Raw genomic sequence first — 18,514 nt, 5'->3', positions numbered from 1 at the left:
CCACCAAAACCGAAACCCGCCGCGTGCGGGTTTTTTTATTGCGGCGCCACGTCGCCCGCCTTCTCCGCGAACGGCCGCGCATAACGCACCAGCGAGACCAGCGTCTTGCCCGGCTCTTCGTTGAAGATCTCGTGCGCCGAATTCTCGAACCACACGAGCTGCTTGGACGGCGCCTTCACCTTCGCGAACCACTCGGCGGTCGCCGACGACGACACGTTGTAGTCGTGGCGGCCGTTGAAAATGACGATGGGGCAGTCGAACGTCGTGTAGACGCTGAAGTCCTGCGCGAGCACGTCCGTCAGCAGCCGGCTGCTCGAAAACTCGGTGCCGTCCCACAGGGTGCGCAGCTCCGCGTCCGAGTATTCCGGCGCCAGCTTGACGGCTGCCGATTCCGCGTCGAACCCGGTGCGGCCGTACACGGCGCCGCCGTAGCGGCCCAGCCATTTGCGCTGCAGGTACAGGTCCTTGAGCGCGAGCGGCTTGCCCGGCGCGGCATATGGCGCGATCGATGCCAGTTCGCGGATGGCTTCCTCGTTGTGTTCCCGTTTCGCGCCATCCATCGCGAAGCGCCAGCCGCGCCGCTCGCTCTCCATCGCATCCGTGATCTGGCCGACGCCGATGTAGGCGTGCAGCCAGTCCGGATGGCGTTGCGCCAGCTGGATGCCGAGCGAGGAGCCCCACGAGTGGCCGAGCACGAAGATGCGGTCCTTGCCGAATTCCTTGCGCAGCCACGCGACCATCTCCTCGGCGTCCGCCAGCATGCGCGCGCGCGTCATCGTGGGCGCGACCTTGGCCGGATCGTTGGCCGCATACGTCTTGCCGGCGCCGCGCTGGTCCCATTGGACGACCGTGAAATACTCTTCCCAGCCGCGCTGGAAGTACCAGCTCGTGGGCATCGACACATAACCGGGGCCGCCGTGCAGCATCAGCAGCACCGGATTGCGCCGGTCCGTGCCGCGCACGCTGATCCACTGGTCGATGCCGCCGATACGCACGGCGCGCGTTTCCTCGATGCCCTGCGGCGTCACGATGCGGCGCATGTCGGCGACGATCCTGACGGCGTCGGCGCGGCTGTCCGAGCCGGCGGCGCAGGCGCCGGCGGCGATGGACAGGCCGGCCAGCAGCACCGCGCACAGCCTGGATGGGCGGTTGAACATGGTCTTCTCCGGTGGATGAATGGCGTGATCGATGAGTCCGCGCGAGTCTGTTCAAATTCCATCGGACTGTCAATCGGTGTCGCGTCGTTTCGTTCGGTGTTTCATCTTGAAACAGTGTGCAACGTTCGGCGGGCAGCTTGGCTCGCCGCGCGGGCCCAAGTCCTTGAAAATCCGGGCTGTCCGCGTCCGGCGTCGACTGGCACGGTCCTTGCAAACCCTAGGCCACCACCACACTGACTCGCTTCTAGAAAGGTAAGGACATGACCCAACAATCCGCCGGCGCCGCATTCCGCCAGGCCGTCCGGGACGAACATCCGCTGCAGGTGATCGGCGCCATCAACGCCAACCATGCGCTGCTGGCCAAGCGGGCCGGCTACCGCGCCATCTATCTGTCCGGCGGCGGCGTCGCGGCGGGGTCGCTCGGCCTGCCGGACCTCGGCATCTCCGGCCTCGAGGACGTGCTGATCGACGTGCGCCGCATCACCGACGTGTGCGACCTGCCGCTGCTCGTCGACGTCGACACCGGCTTCGGCGCGTCCGCCTTCAACGTCGCGCGCACGGTGCGCTCGCTGATCAAGGCCGGCGCGGCGGCCTGCCACATCGAGGACCAGGTCGGCGCCAAGCGCTGCGGCCACCGTCCGGGCAAGGAGATCGTCAGCCAGGGCGAGATGGTCGACCGCGTCAAGGCGGCCGTCGACGCCCGCACGGACGAGAACTTCGTCATCATGGCGCGCACCGACGCGCTGGCCGTCGAAGGCATCGACAAGGCGGTCGAGCGCGCCGTCGCCTGCGTGGAGGCGGGCGCCGACATGATCTTCCCGGAAGCCATCACGAGCCTGGAGATGTACGCGCAATTCAAGAAGGCGGTCAAGGTGCCGATCCTCGCCAACATCACGGAATTCGGCGCGACGCCGCTGTTCACGGTGGACGAGCTGCGCGGCGCCGACGTCGACATCGTGCTGTATCCGCTGTCCGCGTTCCGCGCGATGAACAAGGCCGCGGAAAACGTCTACGAGGCGATCCGCCGCGACGGCACGCAGAAGAACGTCGTCGACACGATGCAGACCCGCGCGGAACTCTACGAACGCATCGATTACCACAGCTACGAACAGAAGCTCGACGCGCTGTTCGCCCAGAACAAAGCCAAATAACAGAACGAGGAGACTACGATGACCGATACCAGGAACGATCCATTGAAGACCGAAGGCGCCTTCAAGCCCAAGAAATCCGTCGCGCTGTCCGGCGTCGCCGCCGGCAATACCGCGCTGTGCTCCGTTGGCCGCTCCGGCAACGACCTGCATTACCGCGGCTACGACATCCTGGACGTGGCCGGCAACAGCGAATTCGAGGAAATCGCCTACCTGCTCGTGCACGGCAAGCTGCCGAACGCGGCGGAGCTGAAGGGCTATAAGGCGAAGCTGAAATCGCTGCGCGGCCTGCCGCAGGCGGTGAAGGCGGCGCTGGAAGCGCTGCCGGCCAGCGCGCACCCGATGGACGTGATGCGCACGGGCGCCTCCGTCCTCGGCTGCGTGCTGCCGGAAAAGGACGACCACAACGTCGCCGGCGCGCGCGACATCGCCGACCGCCTGATGGCGTCGTTCGGTTCGATGCTGCTGTACTGGTACCACTTCAGCCATAACGGCAAACGCATCGACGTGCAGACGGACGACGATTCGATCGGCGGCCACTTCCTGCACCTGCTGCACGGTACGACGCCGTCCGACGAGTGGGTCAAGGCGATGCACACGTCGTTGATCCTGTACGCGGAACACGAGTTCAACGCGTCGACGTTCGCCGCGCGCGTCGTCGCCGGCACCGGTTCCGACATCTATTCCGCGGTCACCGGCGCGATCGGCGCGCTGCGCGGTCCGAAGCACGGCGGCGCCAACGAAGTCGCGCTCGACATCCAGAAGCGCTACGAGAACGCGGACGAAGCGGAAGCGGACATCCGCAACCGCGTGGCGAACAAGGAAGTCGTGATCGGTTTCGGCCACCCGGTCTACACGATCTCCGACCCGCGCAACAAGGTGATCAAGGAAGTGGCGCGCACGCTGTCGCACAGCGCGGGCTCGATGAAGATGTTCGACATCGCCGAGCGCCTGGAATCCGTGATGTGGGAAGTCAAGAAGATGTTCCCGAACCTGGACTGGTTCTCGGCCGTGTCGTACCACATGATGGGCGTGCCGACGGCGATGTTCACGCCGCTGTTCGTCATCTCGCGCACGTCGGGCTGGTCCGCGCACGTCATCGAGCAGCGCATCGACAACAAGATCATCCGCCCGAGCGCGAACTATGTCGGGCCGGAAGACCTGCAGTTCGTGCCGCTGGGAGAGCGCAAGTGATGAGGGACACAGGCGGCTTCCACATCCGCCCCCTCGGCGCCGCGGACGCCGCGGCGTACCGCGCGCTGCGCCTGGAAAACCTGCGCGACTTCCAGTTCGCGCACGGCCCCGCGTACGAGGACGCGCTCGCGCAATCGGAAACCTGGCATGCCGACCGGCTGGCGCGACCCGACTACGCGTGGTTCGGCTCGTTCGACGGCGACGTGCTCGCCGGCGTCATCTGCCTTTGCGCCAAGAAGGGCAGCCGGCTGCACCATTCGGCGATGCTGAGTAGCCTGATGGTCGCGCGGAGCCACCAACGCGCCGGCGTGGGGCGCCTGTTGACGGCCCACATCATCGACCATGCCCGTTCGCTCGGCCACGTGCGCCGGCTGACGCTGAAGCTCATCGACGGCAATACGCCAGCGCGGCGCCTGTACGACGCCTTCGGCTTCCAATCGTTCGGCGTCGAGCCTGACGCCATTTACCATGAGGGCGGGTACCGCGCGCTGCACCACCTGCACCTCTCTCTCGTTTCACAGGCAACGCCATGAACAGTCAATACCGCAAACCCCTGCACGGCACCGAGCTGCACTACTTCGACGCGCGCACCGCCGTCGAGGACATCCAGCCGGGCGCCTGGGACACCCTCCCGTACACGTCGCGCGTGCTGGCCGAAAACCTCGTGCGCCGCTGCGATCCCGTCGCGCTGGTGCCGTCTCTCAAGCAGCTCATCGAACGCCGCCGCGACCTCGATTTCCCGTGGTTCCCCGCGCGCGTCGTGTGCCACGACATCCTCGGCCAGACGGCCCTCGTCGACCTGGCCGGCCTGCGCGACGCCATCGCGCAGGAGGGCGGCAATCCCGCGCTCGTGAACCCGGTCGTGCCGACGCAGCTCGTCGTCGACCACTCGCTCGCGGTGGAATGCGGCGGCTTCGATCCGGACGCGTTCGCGAAGAACCGCGCCATCGAGGACCGCCGCAACGAGGACCGCTTCGACTTCATCGAATGGACCCGCAAGGCGTTCGAGAACGTCGACGTGATCCCGCCGGGGAACGGCATCCTGCACCAGATCAACCTGGAACGCATGAGCCCCGTCGTGCAGGTCAAGGACGGCGTGGCGTTCCCCGACACGCTCGTCGGCACCGACTCGCACACGCCGATGGTCGACGCGCTGGGCGTCATCGCCGTCGGCGTCGGCGGCCTGGAAGCGGAGAGCGTCATGCTGGGCCGCGCGTCGTACATGCGGCTGCCGGACATCGTCGGCGTCGAACTGACCGGCAAGCCGGGCCCCGGCATCACCGCCACCGACATCGTGCTGGCGCTGACGGAATTCCTGCGCAAGTCGAAAGTGGTATCGAGCTACCTCGAGTTCCACGGCCCGGGCGCCGCGAACCTCACGCTGGGCGACCGCGCGACCATCTCCAACATGGCGCCGGAATACGGCGCCACGGCGGCGATGTTCGCCATCGACGAGCAGACCATCAAGTACCTGAAGCTGACGGGCCGCGACGACGACCTCGTGAAACTGGTCGAGCTGTATGCGAAGGAAACGGGCCTGTGGGCCGACACCTTGAGGAACGTGGAATATGAGCGGACGCTCCACTTCGACCTGTCGACCGTCGTGCGCAATATCGCCGGTCCGTCGAACCCGCACAAGCGCGTGGCCACGTCGGAACTGGCGCAGCACGGCATCACGGGCATCGTGGAAAACGAGCCGGGCAAGATGCCGGACGGCGCCGTGATCATCGCGGCGATCACGAGCTGCACGAACACGAACAATCCGCGCAACATGGTGGCCGCGGGCCTCCTCGCGCGCAACGCGAACGCGCGCGGGCTCGCGCGCAAGCCGTGGGTGAAGTCCTCGCTCGCGCCGGGCTCCAAGGCCGTGCCGCTGTACCTGGAAGAGGCGGGGCTGCTGCCGGAACTGGAAAAGCTGGGCTTCGGCGTCGTCGCCTTCGCGTGCACGACGTGCAACGGCATGTCGGGCGCGCTGGATCCGGCGATCCAGCAAGAGATCGTCGAGCGCGACCTGTACGCGACGGCCGTCCTGTCGGGCAACCGCAATTTCGACGGCCGCATCCACCCATATGCGAAGCAGGCGTTCCTTGCGTCGCCGGCGCTCGTCGTCGCGTATGCGATCGCGGGCACGATCCGCTTCGACATCGAAAAGGACGTGCTGGGCGTCGACGCCGCCGGCAACCCGGTGCGCCTTGCCGACATCTGGCCGAGCGACGCGGAGATCGACGCCGTCGTCGAGCGGGCGGTGAAGCCGCAGCAGTTCCGCAAGGTCTACGACATCATGTTCGCGCGCCGCGAGGCGGGCGATGAAGCCGTCTCGCCGCTGTACGACTGGCGCCCGATGAGTACCTATATCCGCCGTCCGCCGTACTGGGAAGGCGCGCTCGCGGGCGAGCGCACGCTGCGCGGCATGCGGCCGCTGGCGGTCCTGGGCGACAACATCACGACGGACCATTTGTCGCCGTCGAACGCCATCATGCGCGACAGCGCCGCGGGCGAATACCTCGCGAAGATGGGGCTGCCGGAAGAGGATTTCAATTCGTACGCGACGCACCGCGGCGACCACCTGACGGCGCAGCGCGCCACCTTCGCGAACCCGACCTTGAGGAACGAGATGGTGCGCAATCCGGACGGCGGTGTGCGCGCCGGTTCGCTCGCGCGCATCGAGCCGGAAGGCACCGTGACGCGGATGTGGGAAGCGATCGAGACGTACATGCAGCGCAAGCAGCCCTTGATCGTGATCGCCGGCGCGGACTACGGCCAGGGCTCGTCGCGCGACTGGGCCGCGAAGGGCGTGCGGCTGGCGGGCGTGGAAGCCATCGCGGCCGAGGGCTTCGAGCGCATCCACCGCACGAACCTCGTCGGCATGGGCGTGCTGCCGCTGGAATTCCAGCCGGGGACCACGCGCCTCACCCTGGGCATCGACGGGACCGAGACGTTCGACGTCGTCGGCGCACGCACGCCGCGGGCCACGCTCACGCTCGTCATCCATCGCAAGTCCGGCGAGACCGTCGAGGTGCCCGTCACCTGCCGGCTCGACACGGCGGAGGAAGTGTCGATCTACGAGGCGGGCGGGGTGCTGCAGCGGTTTGCGCAGGACTTCCTTGCATCTTCCAAAGTCGCGGCGTAAAGGACATCCATGATCCACGCACCCCAAATCAAAATCCCCGCCGTCTACATGCGCGGCGGGACGAGCAAAGGCGTGTTCTTCCGCCTGCAGGACCTGCCGGAAGCGGCGCAGGTCCCCGGCGCGGCGCGCGACCGGTTGCTGCTGCGCGTGATCGGCAGCCCCGACCCCTACGCCAAGCACATCGACGGCATGGGCGGCGCCACGTCCAGCACGAGCAAGACCGTCATCGTCGCGCCCAGCACGCGGCCCGGCCACGACGTCGACTATCTGTTCGGCCAGGTCGCCATCGACAAGCCGTTCGTCGACTGGAGCGGCAACTGCGGCAACCTGTCGGCCGCGGTCGGCCCGTATGCCATCGCCAACGGCTTCATCGATCCGGCGCGCATCCCGGACCACGGCACGGTGACGGTCCGCATCTGGCAGGCCAACATCAACAAGACGATCGTCGCCCACGTCCCGGTCGTGAACGGCCAGGTGCAGGAGACGGGCGACTTCGAGCTGGATGGCGTCACGTTCCCGGCGGCCGAAGTCATGCTCGAATTCATGGACCCCGCTGCCGAAGCAGGAGAGAACGGCGGTGAGGGCGGCGGCGCCATGTTCCCGACCGGGCACCTGGTTGACGACCTCGAAGTGCCGGGCGTCGGCACCCTCAAGGCGACGATGATCAACGCCGGCATCCCGACCGTCTTCGTGAACGCGGCCGACATCGGCTACACGGGCACGGAGCTGCAGGACGCCGTCAACGGCGATCCGAAGGCGCTGGCGATGTTCGAGACGATCCGTGCCTACGGCGCGATGCGCATGGGCCTGATCGCGCACGTCGAAGACGCCGCACTGCGCCAGCACACGCCGAAGGTCGCCTTCGTCGCGCCGCCCGCCGGCTACACGGCGTCGAGCGGCAAGCGGGTCGAGGCGGGCGACGTCGACCTGCTCGTGCGCGCCCTGTCGATGGGCAAGCTGCACCACGCGATGATGGGCACGGCGGCCGTCGCCATCGGCACGGCGGCCGCGATTCCGGGCACGCTCGTGAGCCTCGCCGCGGGCGGACGCGCGCACGAGGCCGTGCGGTTCGGCCATCCGTCCGGGACGTTGCGGGTCGGCGCCGAGGCGCGCCAGGAGGGCGCCGACTGGGTCGTCACGAAAGCCGTGATGAGCCGGAGCGCGCGGGTGCTGATGGAGGGATGGGTGCGCGTGCCGGCCGATGCGTTCTGAGACCGTTGCTGCGCCGCGTCACATCCGGTTTTTCGTATTTCCAAACGATAAATTACGTTGATTTTCGGATATCATCCACCCAAATTCGAAAAAGAGCCCCGTCAACGGGCCTGACGAGGACGAGGGATGGATAGGGGAACGAGTACACCGGCCTTGGTGGCCGAGGCATTGGCATTGATCGCGGCGCCGGCGTGCGCCTGCGATGGCGAAGGCAGGATCTGGGCCGCGAACGCGGCGCTCGTCGAACTGGCCGGCGGCGAGGTCGACGGCCGTCCGTTGGTATCGCTGTTCTGCGCGCACACGGCGGCGGCGCTGGCGGTCGAGATCCGCCTGTCGCTGGCCGGCGAGCGCCGCTGGGACGCACTGATCGAATGCGCTGGCCGCAGCCGGCCCGTCGAGGTCCGCGCGAAGCCGCTGCCGCCGGGCGCGGGCGGCGCCGGCGCCGTGTTCGTGTTCGGCGACGTGCTCACGTTTGGCGACGGCCAGGCCGCGCTGCGCGGGCGCCTGCTGGAACAGGCCGCGGTGGTCGAGCATGCGCCGGTCGGCATCGCCGTGACCTTGCCCGACCTCGTCAAGTCCTGCAATCCGCGCATGGCCGAGATGCTGGGCTATGCGCCGGAAGAACTGATCAACCACAGCCCGGACCAGGTCTTCGCCACGCGCGCCCAGTACGAGGCGTTCATCGGCGAAGCCGTGGTCGTGCTGGCGAGCGGGCACCTGTTCGAAAAGAGCGAGGTGCCGCTGCGCCATCGCGACGGCAGCACGATCTGGTGCCGCATCCGCGCCAAGGCCGTCGACATGAGCGCGCGCGAGGCCGGCACCGTGTGGATCGTCGAAGACGTGTCGGAAGCGCGCCAGGCGCTCACCGAGATCCAGGCGATCATGACCAACGCCACGATCGGCATCTTCTTCACGCGCGAGCGCACGATCACCCGCTACAACGGCTGCTTCGGCACGATGTTCGGCTACGGGCCCGACGAGGCGCTGGGCCTGTCGACGCGCATGCTGTATCCCAGCGACGACGCCTTCGCCGAGCTGGGCCGCACGGCGTACGGCGTGCTGGGCCAGGGCGGTTCGTTCAAGACCGAGACGACGATGGTGCGCCGCGACGGCACGCCGATGTGGGTGAACATGATCGGCTACGCCGTCAACCCGCGCGAGCTGGCCATGGGCACGATGATCTGGATGATCGAGGACCGCACGGGCCAGAAGGCGGCCGAGGAATCGCTGCGCAACGCGCTGCTGGAAAACCAGGCGATCCTCGACAACGCCGTGCTGGGCATCGCCGTCGTCGAAAAAGGCCGCACGCTGCACTGCAACCGCAAGATGGAAGAGCTGTTCGGCCATCGCGGCGGCAGCATCGAGGGGCTGCCCGTGCGCGAGCTGTATCCCGACGACGCGGGCTGGCTGGCCGCGCGCGAACAGACCCAACGCGACTTCGAGGCGGGCCGCGTGCACATGGCCGAACACGAACTGGTGCGGCGCGACGGCACGCGCTTCTGGGCGCGCCTGTCGGGCCGCCCGTTCGACATGGCGGAGCGGGGCGGGCGCAGCGTCTGGCTGATCGACGACGTCACCGCCCAGCGCGAGGCGGCCGACGCGCTGCGCCGCGCGCGCGACGAACTCGAAGTGCGCGTGCAGGAACGCACGGCGGAGCTGCAGGCCGAAATCGTCGAGCGGCGCCAGGCCGAGGCGCGCGTGCACCACATGGCCTACCACGATGCGCTCACGGGCCTGCCGAACCGCGCGCTGCTGTCCGAACGCCTCGACCGCGCGCTGCTGGCGGCGCGGCGCGACGGCCTGAAACTGGCCCTGCTGTTCATCGACCTGGACCGCTTCAAGACCATCAACGATTCGCTCGGCCACCTGACGGGCGACCACCTTCTGAAGGAAGTGGCGCGGCGCCTGTGCCGCGTCGTGCGCGCCAGCGACACCGTCGCGCGCCTGGGCGGCGACGAATTCGTCGTGCTGGTGCCGGGCGTGCGCCAGGCCGAGGAGTGCGGCCTCGTGGGCGACAAGATCATCGAGGCGCTGGCGGCGCCGGTCGAATTCGAGGGCCGCAACCTGCACATCTCGCCGTCGATCGGCATCTGCCTGTACCCGGACGACGGCGCGGACGCGACGAGCCTGATGCGCAAGGCCGACGCCGCGATGTACTACGCCAAGGCGGCGGGCCGCAACAACTACCAGTTCTACGCGGAGCCGATGAACGCGGCCGCCGCGCGCCATTTCGAGCTGGAGACGCGCCTGCGCGGCGCCCTGCTGCGCGAGGAGTTCGAGTTGTTCTACCAACCGATCGTGGGCACGCAGGACGGCCGCGTGCACGGCCTGGAAGTGCTGCTGCGCTGGCGCCATCCGGAGCAGGGGCTCGTGGCGCCCGACGACTTCATCCCGATCCTGGAAGAGAACGGCCTGATCGTGCCCGTCGGCGAATGGGTGATCCGGCGCGCGTGCGAGCAGGCGATGGCCTGGCAGCGCGCGGGCCTGCCGGCGCTGCCGCTGGCCGTCAACCTGTCGGCGCGCCAGTTCGTGCACCGGGGCCTGATCCAGTCGATCCGCGACATCGTCCACGACACCGGCATCGCCCCGGGCCTGCTGGAATTCGAGATCACGGAGACGGCGCTGATGCAGCACGGCGGCCAGACGCTGGAGACGCTGGGCCAGATCTACCGCATGGGCATCCGCCTGTCGATCGACGACTTCGGCACCGGCTATTCGAGCCTCGCGTACCTGAAGCGCTTCCCGGTCCGCAAGATCAAGATCGACCGCGCCTTCGTGCGCGATATCGAATCCAGCGGCGAGGACCAGGCCATCGTCGCCGCGATCATGGCGCTGGCGGGCAGCCTGCAGATGGCGGTCGTGGCCGAGGGCGTGGAAACCGAGGCGCAGCTGGCGCTGCTGCGCCGCGCCGGCTGCCAGTACGCCCAGGGCTATCTGTTCGCGCGGCCGGTCGAAGCCGGCGCGGTGCCGGCGCTCTTCGCCACGCCGTATTAAACGATCGTCGCGATCACCGGCGTGTGATCCGACGGCTGCTCCCACTTGCGCGGTTCGCGGTCGATGACGCACGCCTCGCAGCGCCTGGCCAGCGCCTGCGACAACAGGATGTGGTCGATGCGCAGCCCGCGGTTGCGCCGGAACGCCATCTGGCGGTAATCCCACCAGCTGTACTGCTTCTCGGGCTGCTCGAACAGCCGGAACGCGTCGACGAGGCCGAGGCCGCACAGCTCGCGCAGCGCCTCGCGTTCCAGGTCGGAGCAGTGGATCTGGCCGGCCCACAGTTCGGGGTCGTGCACGTCGCGGTCTTCGGGGGCGATGTTGTAGTCGCCCAGGATTGCGAACTGTTCGTGCATCGCCAGTTCTGCGCCGACCCACCGACGCAGCGCGTCGAACCAGCCCAGCTTGTAGGCGTATTTGTCCGAGCCGACGGCCTGGCCGTTCGGCACGTAGGCGCAGATGAAGCGCACGCCGTCGATGGTCGCCGCGATCAGGCGTTGCTGCTCGTCCTGGTAGTGCGGATTGTTGCGCACGACGTCGGCGATGGAGAGGCGCGACAGGATCGCGACGCCGTTGTACGTCTTCTGGCCGCTGAACACCACCTCATAGCCGGCCGCGTTGATCTCGGCCACCGGGAATTTGTCGTCGGTGAGCTTGGTCTCCTGGATGCAGAGCACGTCGACGGGGTTGGCGGCAAGCCACTGGAGCAGGTGGGGCAGGCGGACTTTCAGCGAGTTGACGTTCCAGGTGGCGATTTTCATTTTTGTGGTTGACCTCTATGCATGCGGTTTGCGGCGTGCCCTCGTTGCGCACGACGAGGGCGCCTGCATGATACTCGATCGACCCGGCGCGTTGGCAATGGACCGATATGTATCGCCGCCAGCATCCCGGAACGCTGTTGGAATTCGCGATATTTTTCTGTGGAAACAGAAATGAGCAAATATCACCTCTCATTTCAAAAGATTAAGATTTTCATTTAATCGTTAGAATAAGGCTTTGCACAATCAGCGGAGGGAAAGTGAAGAAAGTGAAACTGGCAGTTGTGGCTACGGCATTGGCGGTCGCGGGATTTGCGAACGCGACGGTAATGACAGTAAGCATGAGTGGCGTGATTTCTCTCGGCCACGACAATTTGGGCCTGTTCAGCGGGAAGGGCATCCTGGGCGGTTTGCCGTACGTCCTGACCGTCAGTGCTGACCTGGATGCACCTGTCAAGTACACGAGAAGTCCGGGGAACTACACGACGGAGATGTCGAGCGGACCATTTGCTGTTTCGGCGACCGTAGACGGCGTGACGTACACATTCGGTGTGACCGACGGGGTCACGATGAACGAATCGGTGATTTCTCCTTATTCCCTCTCCTTGTGGGGCGGCGGAATAGATGCGCTCGGACGTCAGGTTCGCGTACAGGAAACCGTGTCGCAGGCCGTTCACACGGATTCATTGATTGATTTCCTGTACCTTCCTTCGCCACAAAATCCGATTGTTCAATTTTCGGTCGGTTCCGGCACGGCGAGTACGCAATTCAATGCGTTTAACGCAACCGCGCTGATCATGAACGGAGATCCGGTGACGCTCCCTGCGCCGGTGCCGCCTCCCGGTCCGGTTCCCGTCCCCGAACCGGCCACGGCCACGCTGTTCGGAGCGGGTCTGCTGGGTGTCGTCGTGTTGCGGCGTCGGAAACGTCGTCAATAGCACGCCACTCGGGTCCGCGGCGTTGTTGTTACCCATCATGAGTCGAAAGTTCATGACACGATTGTAATTATTTGCGCGAATTGCAATAAACATGTCGTAAAATTATTGTCCCTGCGGTAAAAATTCGTAACGAGGCTGGAAAGTTGCGCCGAACTGTGACAAGATGTAACAATCACAGCAAGAGAAGCAGCATTTACGTATTGTCTCCTTCTCGAAAGAAAAAAATTGCAGTAGGCCAACTTACGTTGTACTATCGGCATATTGCTCTGGAACCAAGAATTTAAAAGCACTTCGTTGTTTTAACGTTGCTTTGATAAATGGTTGCCGAGGTCGGTCGAGCGGCCGGCTGAGGCAGGTGTGTAACGATCGCGGATCCGAGAGCAGGATTTGCACACAGCTTTGTAAAAGGACAACAATGCGCCAAGCATTTGAAGCATGGGCCCAACGCGATGGCCACATTGTCCGGCGTCGTGAAGACAAGCCGGAAGAGTACCTCGTGTACGAAACCCAACGCCGCTGGCTGATCTGGCAAGCCGCGCTGGCACACGGGCAGAAGACTGCGGCCGAGGTGCCGCAGAAGTTCGCGCCGTCCGAGAATCCGCCGCAGAAGATGCAGGCGGACGAGGCGAGCGTGCGCAATCGCGTACTCAACGAGGTGCTGGACGCGTTCAGCGAGCTCGATGACAACGCCGGTGTCGAAGGCATCGTCAAGGTCATCCAGAACCTCAAGAAGAAGCACCGCGCCGCGGCCGAAGAAAAGGCCTGATGCGCTTCCGCCACTACAAGGGCGGGGTGTACGAGGTGGTCTGCGAGGCCACGCTCGAGGCCGATCACACGGCCGTGGTCGTCTATCGCGGGCAGGACGGCAAGACCTGGGTCCGCCCGCGCGACGCCTTCTACGGTTCGGTCGACGTGGGCGGCGAGCGCTTGCCGCGCTTTACGCCTCTCGACCCGACGCCGGTTGCCGCTTGACCACGCCATCCCGGCGACCCCGGGATGCGCTTCGGCTCATGTGGACTCATGTCTTGCCGATTGCCGCCGTAAACGGGTAGGTATGCATTATCGGTGAAGATATGTCCCATCTTTATTTCCGTACCGCCTGTGCGCTCGCGCTGTCCGTCGTCCTGGGCGGCTGTGTGACGGCGCCGGCCGACACCTCGGACCAGCAGCTGGAAATCCACACGATTCTCGGCCACCGCGAGGTGGCGGGCGTCGGCTGCGTGCTGTCCAACGCGGCGGGGCGGTGGTTCGTCGTGGCGCCGGGCCGGGTCACGGTCGAGCGCAGCCGCAGCCCGCTGACGATCGATTGCGCGCGCGACGGGGCCGGCAGCGCGATCGAGGTGACGCAGGCGCACAACACGTCCCTGTTCGACAGCGGCCGGCTGATCGGCAGCATCATCGTGCGCGTGCGCGGCACGCACGCGGATCCCTACGGCGCCTCGGGCGTCGCGTACGAGCCGGTCCTGACCGTGCTGATGCAACCGACCGGCCACGCCGGGGCCGCGGATGCTCCGGCCGATTCCGCCAACGTCGTCTTCTGAGCCGGCAATGAAAAACGGACGCACGCGGCGTCCGTTGGCGCTGGCGCTGGTGCCAGACGACGCGCTTACACGCGATTCAGCAGGAACGTGGTCAGCAGGGGCACCGGACGGCCGGTCGCACCCTTGGCCGCGCCCGATTTCCAGGCCGTGCCGGCGATGTCCAGGTGAGCCCACGTGTAGTTGCGCGTGAAGTTCTCCAGGAAGCAGGCGGCCGTGATCGACGCGCCGCCCGGCGTGCCGATGTTGGCCAGGTCGGCGAAGTTCGACTTCAGCTGCTCGCTGTAGTTCTCGCCGATGGGGAAGCGCCACGCGACGTCGTTCGCCTGGCGGCCGGCGTCCAGCAGTTGCTGGGCGAGGGTGTCGTGGGCGTCGTCGTGGCGGGTGAACAGGCCGGACGTGTGGTGGCCCAGGGCGACGATGCAGGCGCCCGTCAAGGTGGCGATGTCGACGACGGCTGCCGGCTTGAAGCGCTCGGCGTAGGTCAGCGCGTCGGCCAGGATCAGGCGTCCCTCCGCGTCCGTATTCAGGACCTCGATGGTGGTGCCGTTCATCGCCGTGACGATGTCGCCCGGCTTGGTGGCGCGGCCCGACGGCATGTTCTCGCAGGCGGCGACGATGCCGACGACGTTCAGCTTCAGGCCCATCTCGCCGATGGCGCGGAAGGTGCCCAGCACCGAGCCGGCGCCGCACATGTCGTACTTCATCTCGTCCATGTTCGGGCCCGGCTTCAGCGAGATGCCGCCCGTGTCGAACGTGATGCCCTTGCCGACGAGGACGACCGGCGCGTCGTTCTTCTTGCCGCCGTTGTGCTTGAGGACGATGAACTTCGGCGGCTCTTCGCTGCCGCGCGTGACGGACAGGAAGCTGCCCATCTTGAGGGCTTCCAGCTGCTTGCGGTCCAGGACTTCGATGTCGAAGCCGTAGTCGCCGGCCAGCTTCTTCGCGGTGTTGGCGAGGTAGGTCGGCGTGCAGACGTTCGGCGACAGGTTGCCCAGTTCCTTCGTCAGGTTCATGCCGTTCGCGATGGCCTGGGCCTGTGCCAGGACCGCCTTCAATTGCGGCGTCGTCTGCGGCACCGCGATGACCAGCTTGCGCACGCCCGTGGGGGCCGGGTCCTTCTTGCTCTTTTGCGCGTCGGTGCGGAACTCGGCTTCGTTGGCGGCGATGACGATGCCGTTCAGGGCCCAGTTCAGGTCGCGCGCTTTCACATTCTCGAGCGGGAATGCGATAATGGCATCTTGCGCACCCAGCGAAGCGAAGGTCTTCAGGGCCGCGGTCACGGCGCCGGCGAAACTTTTCTCGCTGATGGCTTCGTCCGCGCCCATGCCGACCAGCAGCACGCGGGCCGCGGTCACGCCGGCCACGCCGCGCAGCAGCAGGGTCGAACCGGGCTTGCCGGAGATGTCACCCGACTTGACGGCCGCGCTGATGGCGCCGTTCAGATCGAGGGCTTTCGCGGCCTCCGACAGTTTCTTGTTTTCGAACACCGCGACTGCCACACAGCCCGATTTGGCTGCGGCCAGCGTGTTTTTTGTGTCGAATGCTTTTATGCTAAAGTCCATTTGATTCTCCGTTTCGAGTTTTTGACGCGCGTGCTGTCCAAGGAACCTTCCATACGGCGCCCGCTCGTGACGGTTCCCTGAGGTTCCTTCAAACCAGCAATTATAACTATCGAATGATTTTCCAACGCGCCCTACAGCGTGAATTGGCCAGTGTGGCCGGCGCCACCTTCACGGTCCTGTTTACGATCTTCGTCACCTGGACCCTGATTTCCTTCCTCGGCAAGGCCGCCGGAGGGCAGGTCGCCTCCAGCGACGTGCTGGCGCTGATCGGCTTTACGGTGCTGAATTATCTGCCAATCATCCTCATTCTGACCAGCTTTATCGCCGTCATCGCCACCATCACGCGCAGCTACCGCGATTCCGAAATGGTCGTGTGGTTCGCGTCCGGCCAGTCGCTGATGCGCTGGGTGAGCCCGGTGCTCGTGTTCGGCCTGCCGCTGGTGGCGCTGGTCGCCGCGCTGTCCTTCATCGCGACGCCGTGGGCCAAGTTGAAGAGCGCGGAATTCGCGGAGCGGTTCGAGAAGCGCGAAGACCTCAAGCGCGTGTCGCCCGGCCAGTTCCGCGAATCGACGTCGGCCAACCGCGTGTTCTTCGTCGAAGGCAGCACGCGCGGTTCGACCGTCGTGCAGAACGTGTTCGTGAATTCCGTCGACGCGAGCGGCAGCTCGATCGTCGTCGCCAAGGAAGGCGTGATCGAGGCGGACGGCAAGGGCGGCCAATACCTGGTGCTCAAGAACGGCCGGCGCTACCTGGGGCAGCCGGGACGGGCCGATTTCCAGTCGATGGAGTTCGAGCGCTACCGCATGCGCGTGTCCAGCCAGGTGCCCGTGGTGGGCTCGGGGACGCCGGCCGACGCGCTGTCGACGCCCGCGCTGCTGGCGGCGCCGAACAACCGCTTCACGAATGCAGAACTGCTGTACCGGATTTCCGCGCCGATCACGTGCGTCGTGCTGATGCTGCTGGCGATCCCGCTCGGCTTCGTCAACCCGCGCGCGGGCAGTTCCGCGAACCTGATCCTCGCGGGGCTGATCTTTTTCACCTACAGCAATCTGTCGAAGGTGTTCGAGAACAGCGTCAAACAGGGCAAGATGAGTTTCGGCATGGCGTGGTGGCCGCTGCACCTGTTCGTGCTGCTGGTCGTGGCCGGGCTGTTCGCGTGGCGCCTGAACGTCAACCACCGCTGGCACCCGCTCGCGCTGCTGGGCGCCTTCAAGCGCCGCCGCCTGCTGCGCGACGCGCGCAGCGCGGGCGCCACGCAAGAGGGCGCGCCATGAAGATCCTGCAGCGCTACTTCTTCGTCAATATCGCGCAGGCCGTCGCGTTCGTGCTCGCGGGTCTCCTCGGCCTGATCGCGTTCATGGACCTGACCCAGGAACTGCCGGGGGTGGGCAAGGGCGGCTACCTGCTCCAGCACGCGGTCCTGTACGTGCTGCTGCTCCTCCCCGGCCACGTGTACGAAACGATGCCCGTGGCCGCGCTGATCGGCACCATCTACACGATGGCGCAATTCGCCCAGACGTCGGAATTCACGATCATGCGCGCATCGTCGATGTCGACGCAGCAGGCCGGCGTCATGCTGGCCAAGATCGGCGTCGTGCTCGTCGCCATCACGTTCCTCTTCGGCGAAGTGATCACGCCGCGCACGGCGCCGATCGCGGAACGCGTGCGCCTGTCCGCGAAGGGGGCGACGGTGTCGGCGGAATTCCGCTCCGGCATGTGGACCAAGGACACGATCCACGCGGACGGCGTGAAAGGTCCCGTGACGGGGTCGCGCTTTTTCAACGCGCGCCAGATCCGTCCGGACGGCCAGCTGATCGACGTGCGCCTGTACGAGTTCGACAACGGCATGCGCATGCGCTCGCTGATCACGGCCGCCAGCGCCACGTACAGCGGCAACAGCACCTGGCGCCTGAAGGACGTCACCGAAACGCTGTTTTCCAACAGCCGCGAGCTGCCGGCGCCGGACACGCCCGTCGCGGCTGGCCAGACCATCCAGAGCCGCTTCGGCCAGGACACGGCGTCCGTCGCCACGCGCAAGGTCGAAAGCCTCGACCTCGTGTCCGAGATCACGCCCAAGATCCTGTCCGTGTCGCGCTCCGATCCGGCGCAGATGTCGGCCAACGAACTGGCCGTGTACACGCGCCATCTGGCCGAGAACCGCCAGGAGACGGAGCGCTTCAAGATCGCGTTCTGGAAAAAGCTGTTCGATCCCCTGTCGATCTTCGTGCTGATGGCGCTCGCGCTGCCGTTCGGCTATCTGCATACGCGCAGCGGCGGCATCAGCTTCAAGATCTTCATCGGCATCATGATCGGCGTGAGCTTCATTTTGATCAACGCGTTGTTTTCGCACGTGGGCATGTTGTCGACCTGGCCGGCCTTCGTGACGGCGGCCGCGCCCAGCCTGCTGTTCCTGTTGCTGGCGATCGGCGCCCTGCGCTGGGTGGAGAGACATTGATGGACAAAGCACTCGTACTGTTCGCCCACGGCGCCCGCGCCGCCGCCTGGGCTGCGCCGTTCCAGCGCCTGCGCGACCTGACCGCCGCGCGCCGCCCGGACTGCACCGTGTCGCTGGCCTTCCTCGAACTGATGACGCCGAGCTTGCCCGACGAGGTCGGCGCCCTCGTCGCGCTGGGCGCGCGCGACATCACCATCGTGCCCGTGTTCCTGGGACAGGGCGGCCATCTGCTGCGCGACCTGCCGCTGCTGCTGGACCAACTGCGCGCCAGCCATCCGCAGGCGACGTTCCGCACCGTGCCGGCCGTCGGCGAAGACCCGGGCGTGCTGGCCGCCATGGCCGACTATTGCGCGGGTGTGGCAAACGCGGCAAGTTAAGCTGTTCGTTATCTCTGTTGTCGCCGATGCATCCATTCCTGCCAATCC

At 66.2% G+C, this 18,514-nt stretch carries 16 protein-coding genes; 13 read left to right on the top strand and 3 right to left on the bottom strand.

Going from position 1 to position 18,514, the window contains the following annotated elements; all coding sequences use genetic code 11:
- Positions 1 to 35 precede the first annotated feature (35 nt).
- A complete protein-coding gene (locus ISF28_RS24330) occupies positions 36 to 1,157 on the bottom strand; it encodes an alpha/beta fold hydrolase (RefSeq protein WP_198119759.1) in 1,122 nt (373 codons plus the stop codon).
- 260 nt (positions 1,158 to 1,417) lie between these two features.
- Here ISF28_RS24330 and prpB point away from each other — a divergent pair, with 260 nt between their 5' ends.
- The 6 genes from prpB (at position 1,418) to ISF28_RS24300 (ending at position 10,835) form a co-directional block, all read left to right on the top strand.
- Positions 1,418 to 2,308 (top strand): methylisocitrate lyase, encoded by an 891-nt coding sequence (gene prpB, locus ISF28_RS24325; RefSeq protein WP_198119758.1) that lies wholly within the window; start codon positions 1,418 to 1,420, stop codon positions 2,306 to 2,308.
- 18 nt (positions 2,309 to 2,326) lie between these two features.
- Positions 2,327 to 3,499, top strand: coding sequence for a bifunctional 2-methylcitrate synthase/citrate synthase (gene prpC / locus ISF28_RS24320; RefSeq protein WP_198119757.1), 1,173 nt, complete (start codon positions 2,327 to 2,329; stop codon positions 3,497 to 3,499).
- Positions 3,499 to 4,032 (top strand): GNAT family N-acetyltransferase, encoded by a 534-nt coding sequence (locus tag ISF28_RS24315; protein ID WP_198119756.1) that lies wholly within the window; start codon positions 3,499 to 3,501, stop codon positions 4,030 to 4,032. The genes prpC and ISF28_RS24315 overlap by 1 nt, the downstream gene beginning before the upstream one ends.
- Positions 4,029 to 6,629, top strand: coding sequence for a Fe/S-dependent 2-methylisocitrate dehydratase AcnD (gene acnD, locus ISF28_RS24310; protein ID WP_198119755.1), 2,601 nt, complete (start codon positions 4,029 to 4,031; stop codon positions 6,627 to 6,629). The genes ISF28_RS24315 and acnD overlap by 4 nt, the downstream gene beginning before the upstream one ends.
- Positions 6,630 to 6,638: 9 nt before the next feature.
- Positions 6,639 to 7,841: a 2-methylaconitate cis-trans isomerase PrpF gene (prpF, locus tag ISF28_RS24305; protein WP_198119754.1), complete on the top strand. Its 1,203-nt coding sequence runs from the start codon at positions 6,639 to 6,641 to the stop codon at positions 7,839 to 7,841.
- A 126-nt stretch (positions 7,842 to 7,967) separates the two neighbouring features.
- The gene (locus ISF28_RS24300; protein ID WP_198119753.1) at positions 7,968 to 10,835 is read left to right on the top strand and encodes an EAL domain-containing protein; all 2,868 of its coding nucleotides are present in this window, start codon (positions 7,968 to 7,970) and stop codon (positions 10,833 to 10,835) included.
- Here the strand turns inward: ISF28_RS24300 and xth are convergent.
- Positions 10,832 to 11,596, bottom strand: coding sequence for an exodeoxyribonuclease III (xth, locus tag ISF28_RS24295; protein ID WP_198119752.1), 765 nt, complete (start codon positions 11,594 to 11,596; stop codon positions 10,832 to 10,834). The two genes, ISF28_RS24300 and xth, sit on opposite strands and share 4 nt — an antisense overlap.
- Positions 11,597 to 11,853: 257 nt before the next feature.
- Between xth and ISF28_RS31100 the strand changes: the two genes are divergently transcribed.
- The 4 genes from ISF28_RS31100 to ISF28_RS24275 all read left to right on the top strand — a co-directional run bounded on the left by ISF28_RS31100 (position 11,854) and on the right by ISF28_RS24275 (position 14,072).
- Entirely contained in the window at positions 11,854 to 12,531 is a 678-nt protein-coding gene (locus tag ISF28_RS31100) for a PEP-CTERM sorting domain-containing protein (RefSeq protein WP_198119751.1), read from the top strand.
- A gap of 415 nt (positions 12,532 to 12,946) precedes the next feature.
- Positions 12,947 to 13,297, top strand: coding sequence for a phiTE_015 family protein (locus ISF28_RS24285; protein ID WP_198119750.1), 351 nt, complete (start codon positions 12,947 to 12,949; stop codon positions 13,295 to 13,297).
- A complete protein-coding gene (locus tag ISF28_RS24280) occupies positions 13,297 to 13,503 on the top strand; it encodes a DUF1653 domain-containing protein (RefSeq protein ID WP_198119749.1) in 207 nt (68 codons plus the stop codon). The genes ISF28_RS24285 and ISF28_RS24280 overlap by 1 nt, the downstream gene beginning before the upstream one ends.
- Positions 13,504 to 13,604: 101 nt before the next feature.
- Positions 13,605 to 14,072 (top strand): hypothetical protein, encoded by a 468-nt coding sequence (locus ISF28_RS24275; protein ID WP_198119748.1) that lies wholly within the window; start codon positions 13,605 to 13,607, stop codon positions 14,070 to 14,072.
- Positions 14,073 to 14,137: 65 nt separating this feature from the next.
- On the opposite strand, the gene ISF28_RS24270 is transcribed toward ISF28_RS24275, so the two are convergent.
- Complete coding sequence (locus tag ISF28_RS24270; protein WP_198119747.1) at positions 14,138 to 15,634, bottom strand: leucyl aminopeptidase; 1,497 nt, start codon at positions 15,632 to 15,634, stop codon at positions 14,138 to 14,140.
- 113 nt (positions 15,635 to 15,747) lie between these two features.
- On the opposite strand from ISF28_RS24270, the gene lptF reads away from it, so the two are divergent.
- The 3 genes from lptF to ISF28_RS24255 are packed head-to-tail and all read left to right on the top strand — an operon-like array spanning position 15,748 to position 18,466.
- Positions 15,748 to 16,908 (top strand): LPS export ABC transporter permease LptF, encoded by a 1,161-nt coding sequence (lptF, locus tag ISF28_RS24265; RefSeq protein ID WP_198119746.1) that lies wholly within the window; start codon positions 15,748 to 15,750, stop codon positions 16,906 to 16,908.
- Positions 16,905 to 18,089, top strand: a complete 1,185-nt coding sequence (gene lptG / locus ISF28_RS24260; RefSeq protein WP_198119745.1) for an LPS export ABC transporter permease LptG — start codon at positions 16,905 to 16,907, stop codon at positions 18,087 to 18,089. The genes lptF and lptG overlap by 4 nt, the downstream gene beginning before the upstream one ends.
- Positions 18,089 to 18,466 (top strand): sirohydrochlorin chelatase, encoded by a 378-nt coding sequence (locus ISF28_RS24255; protein ID WP_198119744.1) that lies wholly within the window; start codon positions 18,089 to 18,091, stop codon positions 18,464 to 18,466. The genes lptG and ISF28_RS24255 overlap by 1 nt, the downstream gene beginning before the upstream one ends.
- Positions 18,467 to 18,514: the final 48 nt, after the last annotated feature.

The organism is Massilia rhizosphaerae (genome assembly GCF_016093545.1).
Lineage (GTDB): Bacteria > Pseudomonadota > Gammaproteobacteria > Burkholderiales > Burkholderiaceae_D > Telluria > Telluria rhizosphaerae.
This window is presented reverse-complemented; position numbering and strand designations above follow the sequence as displayed.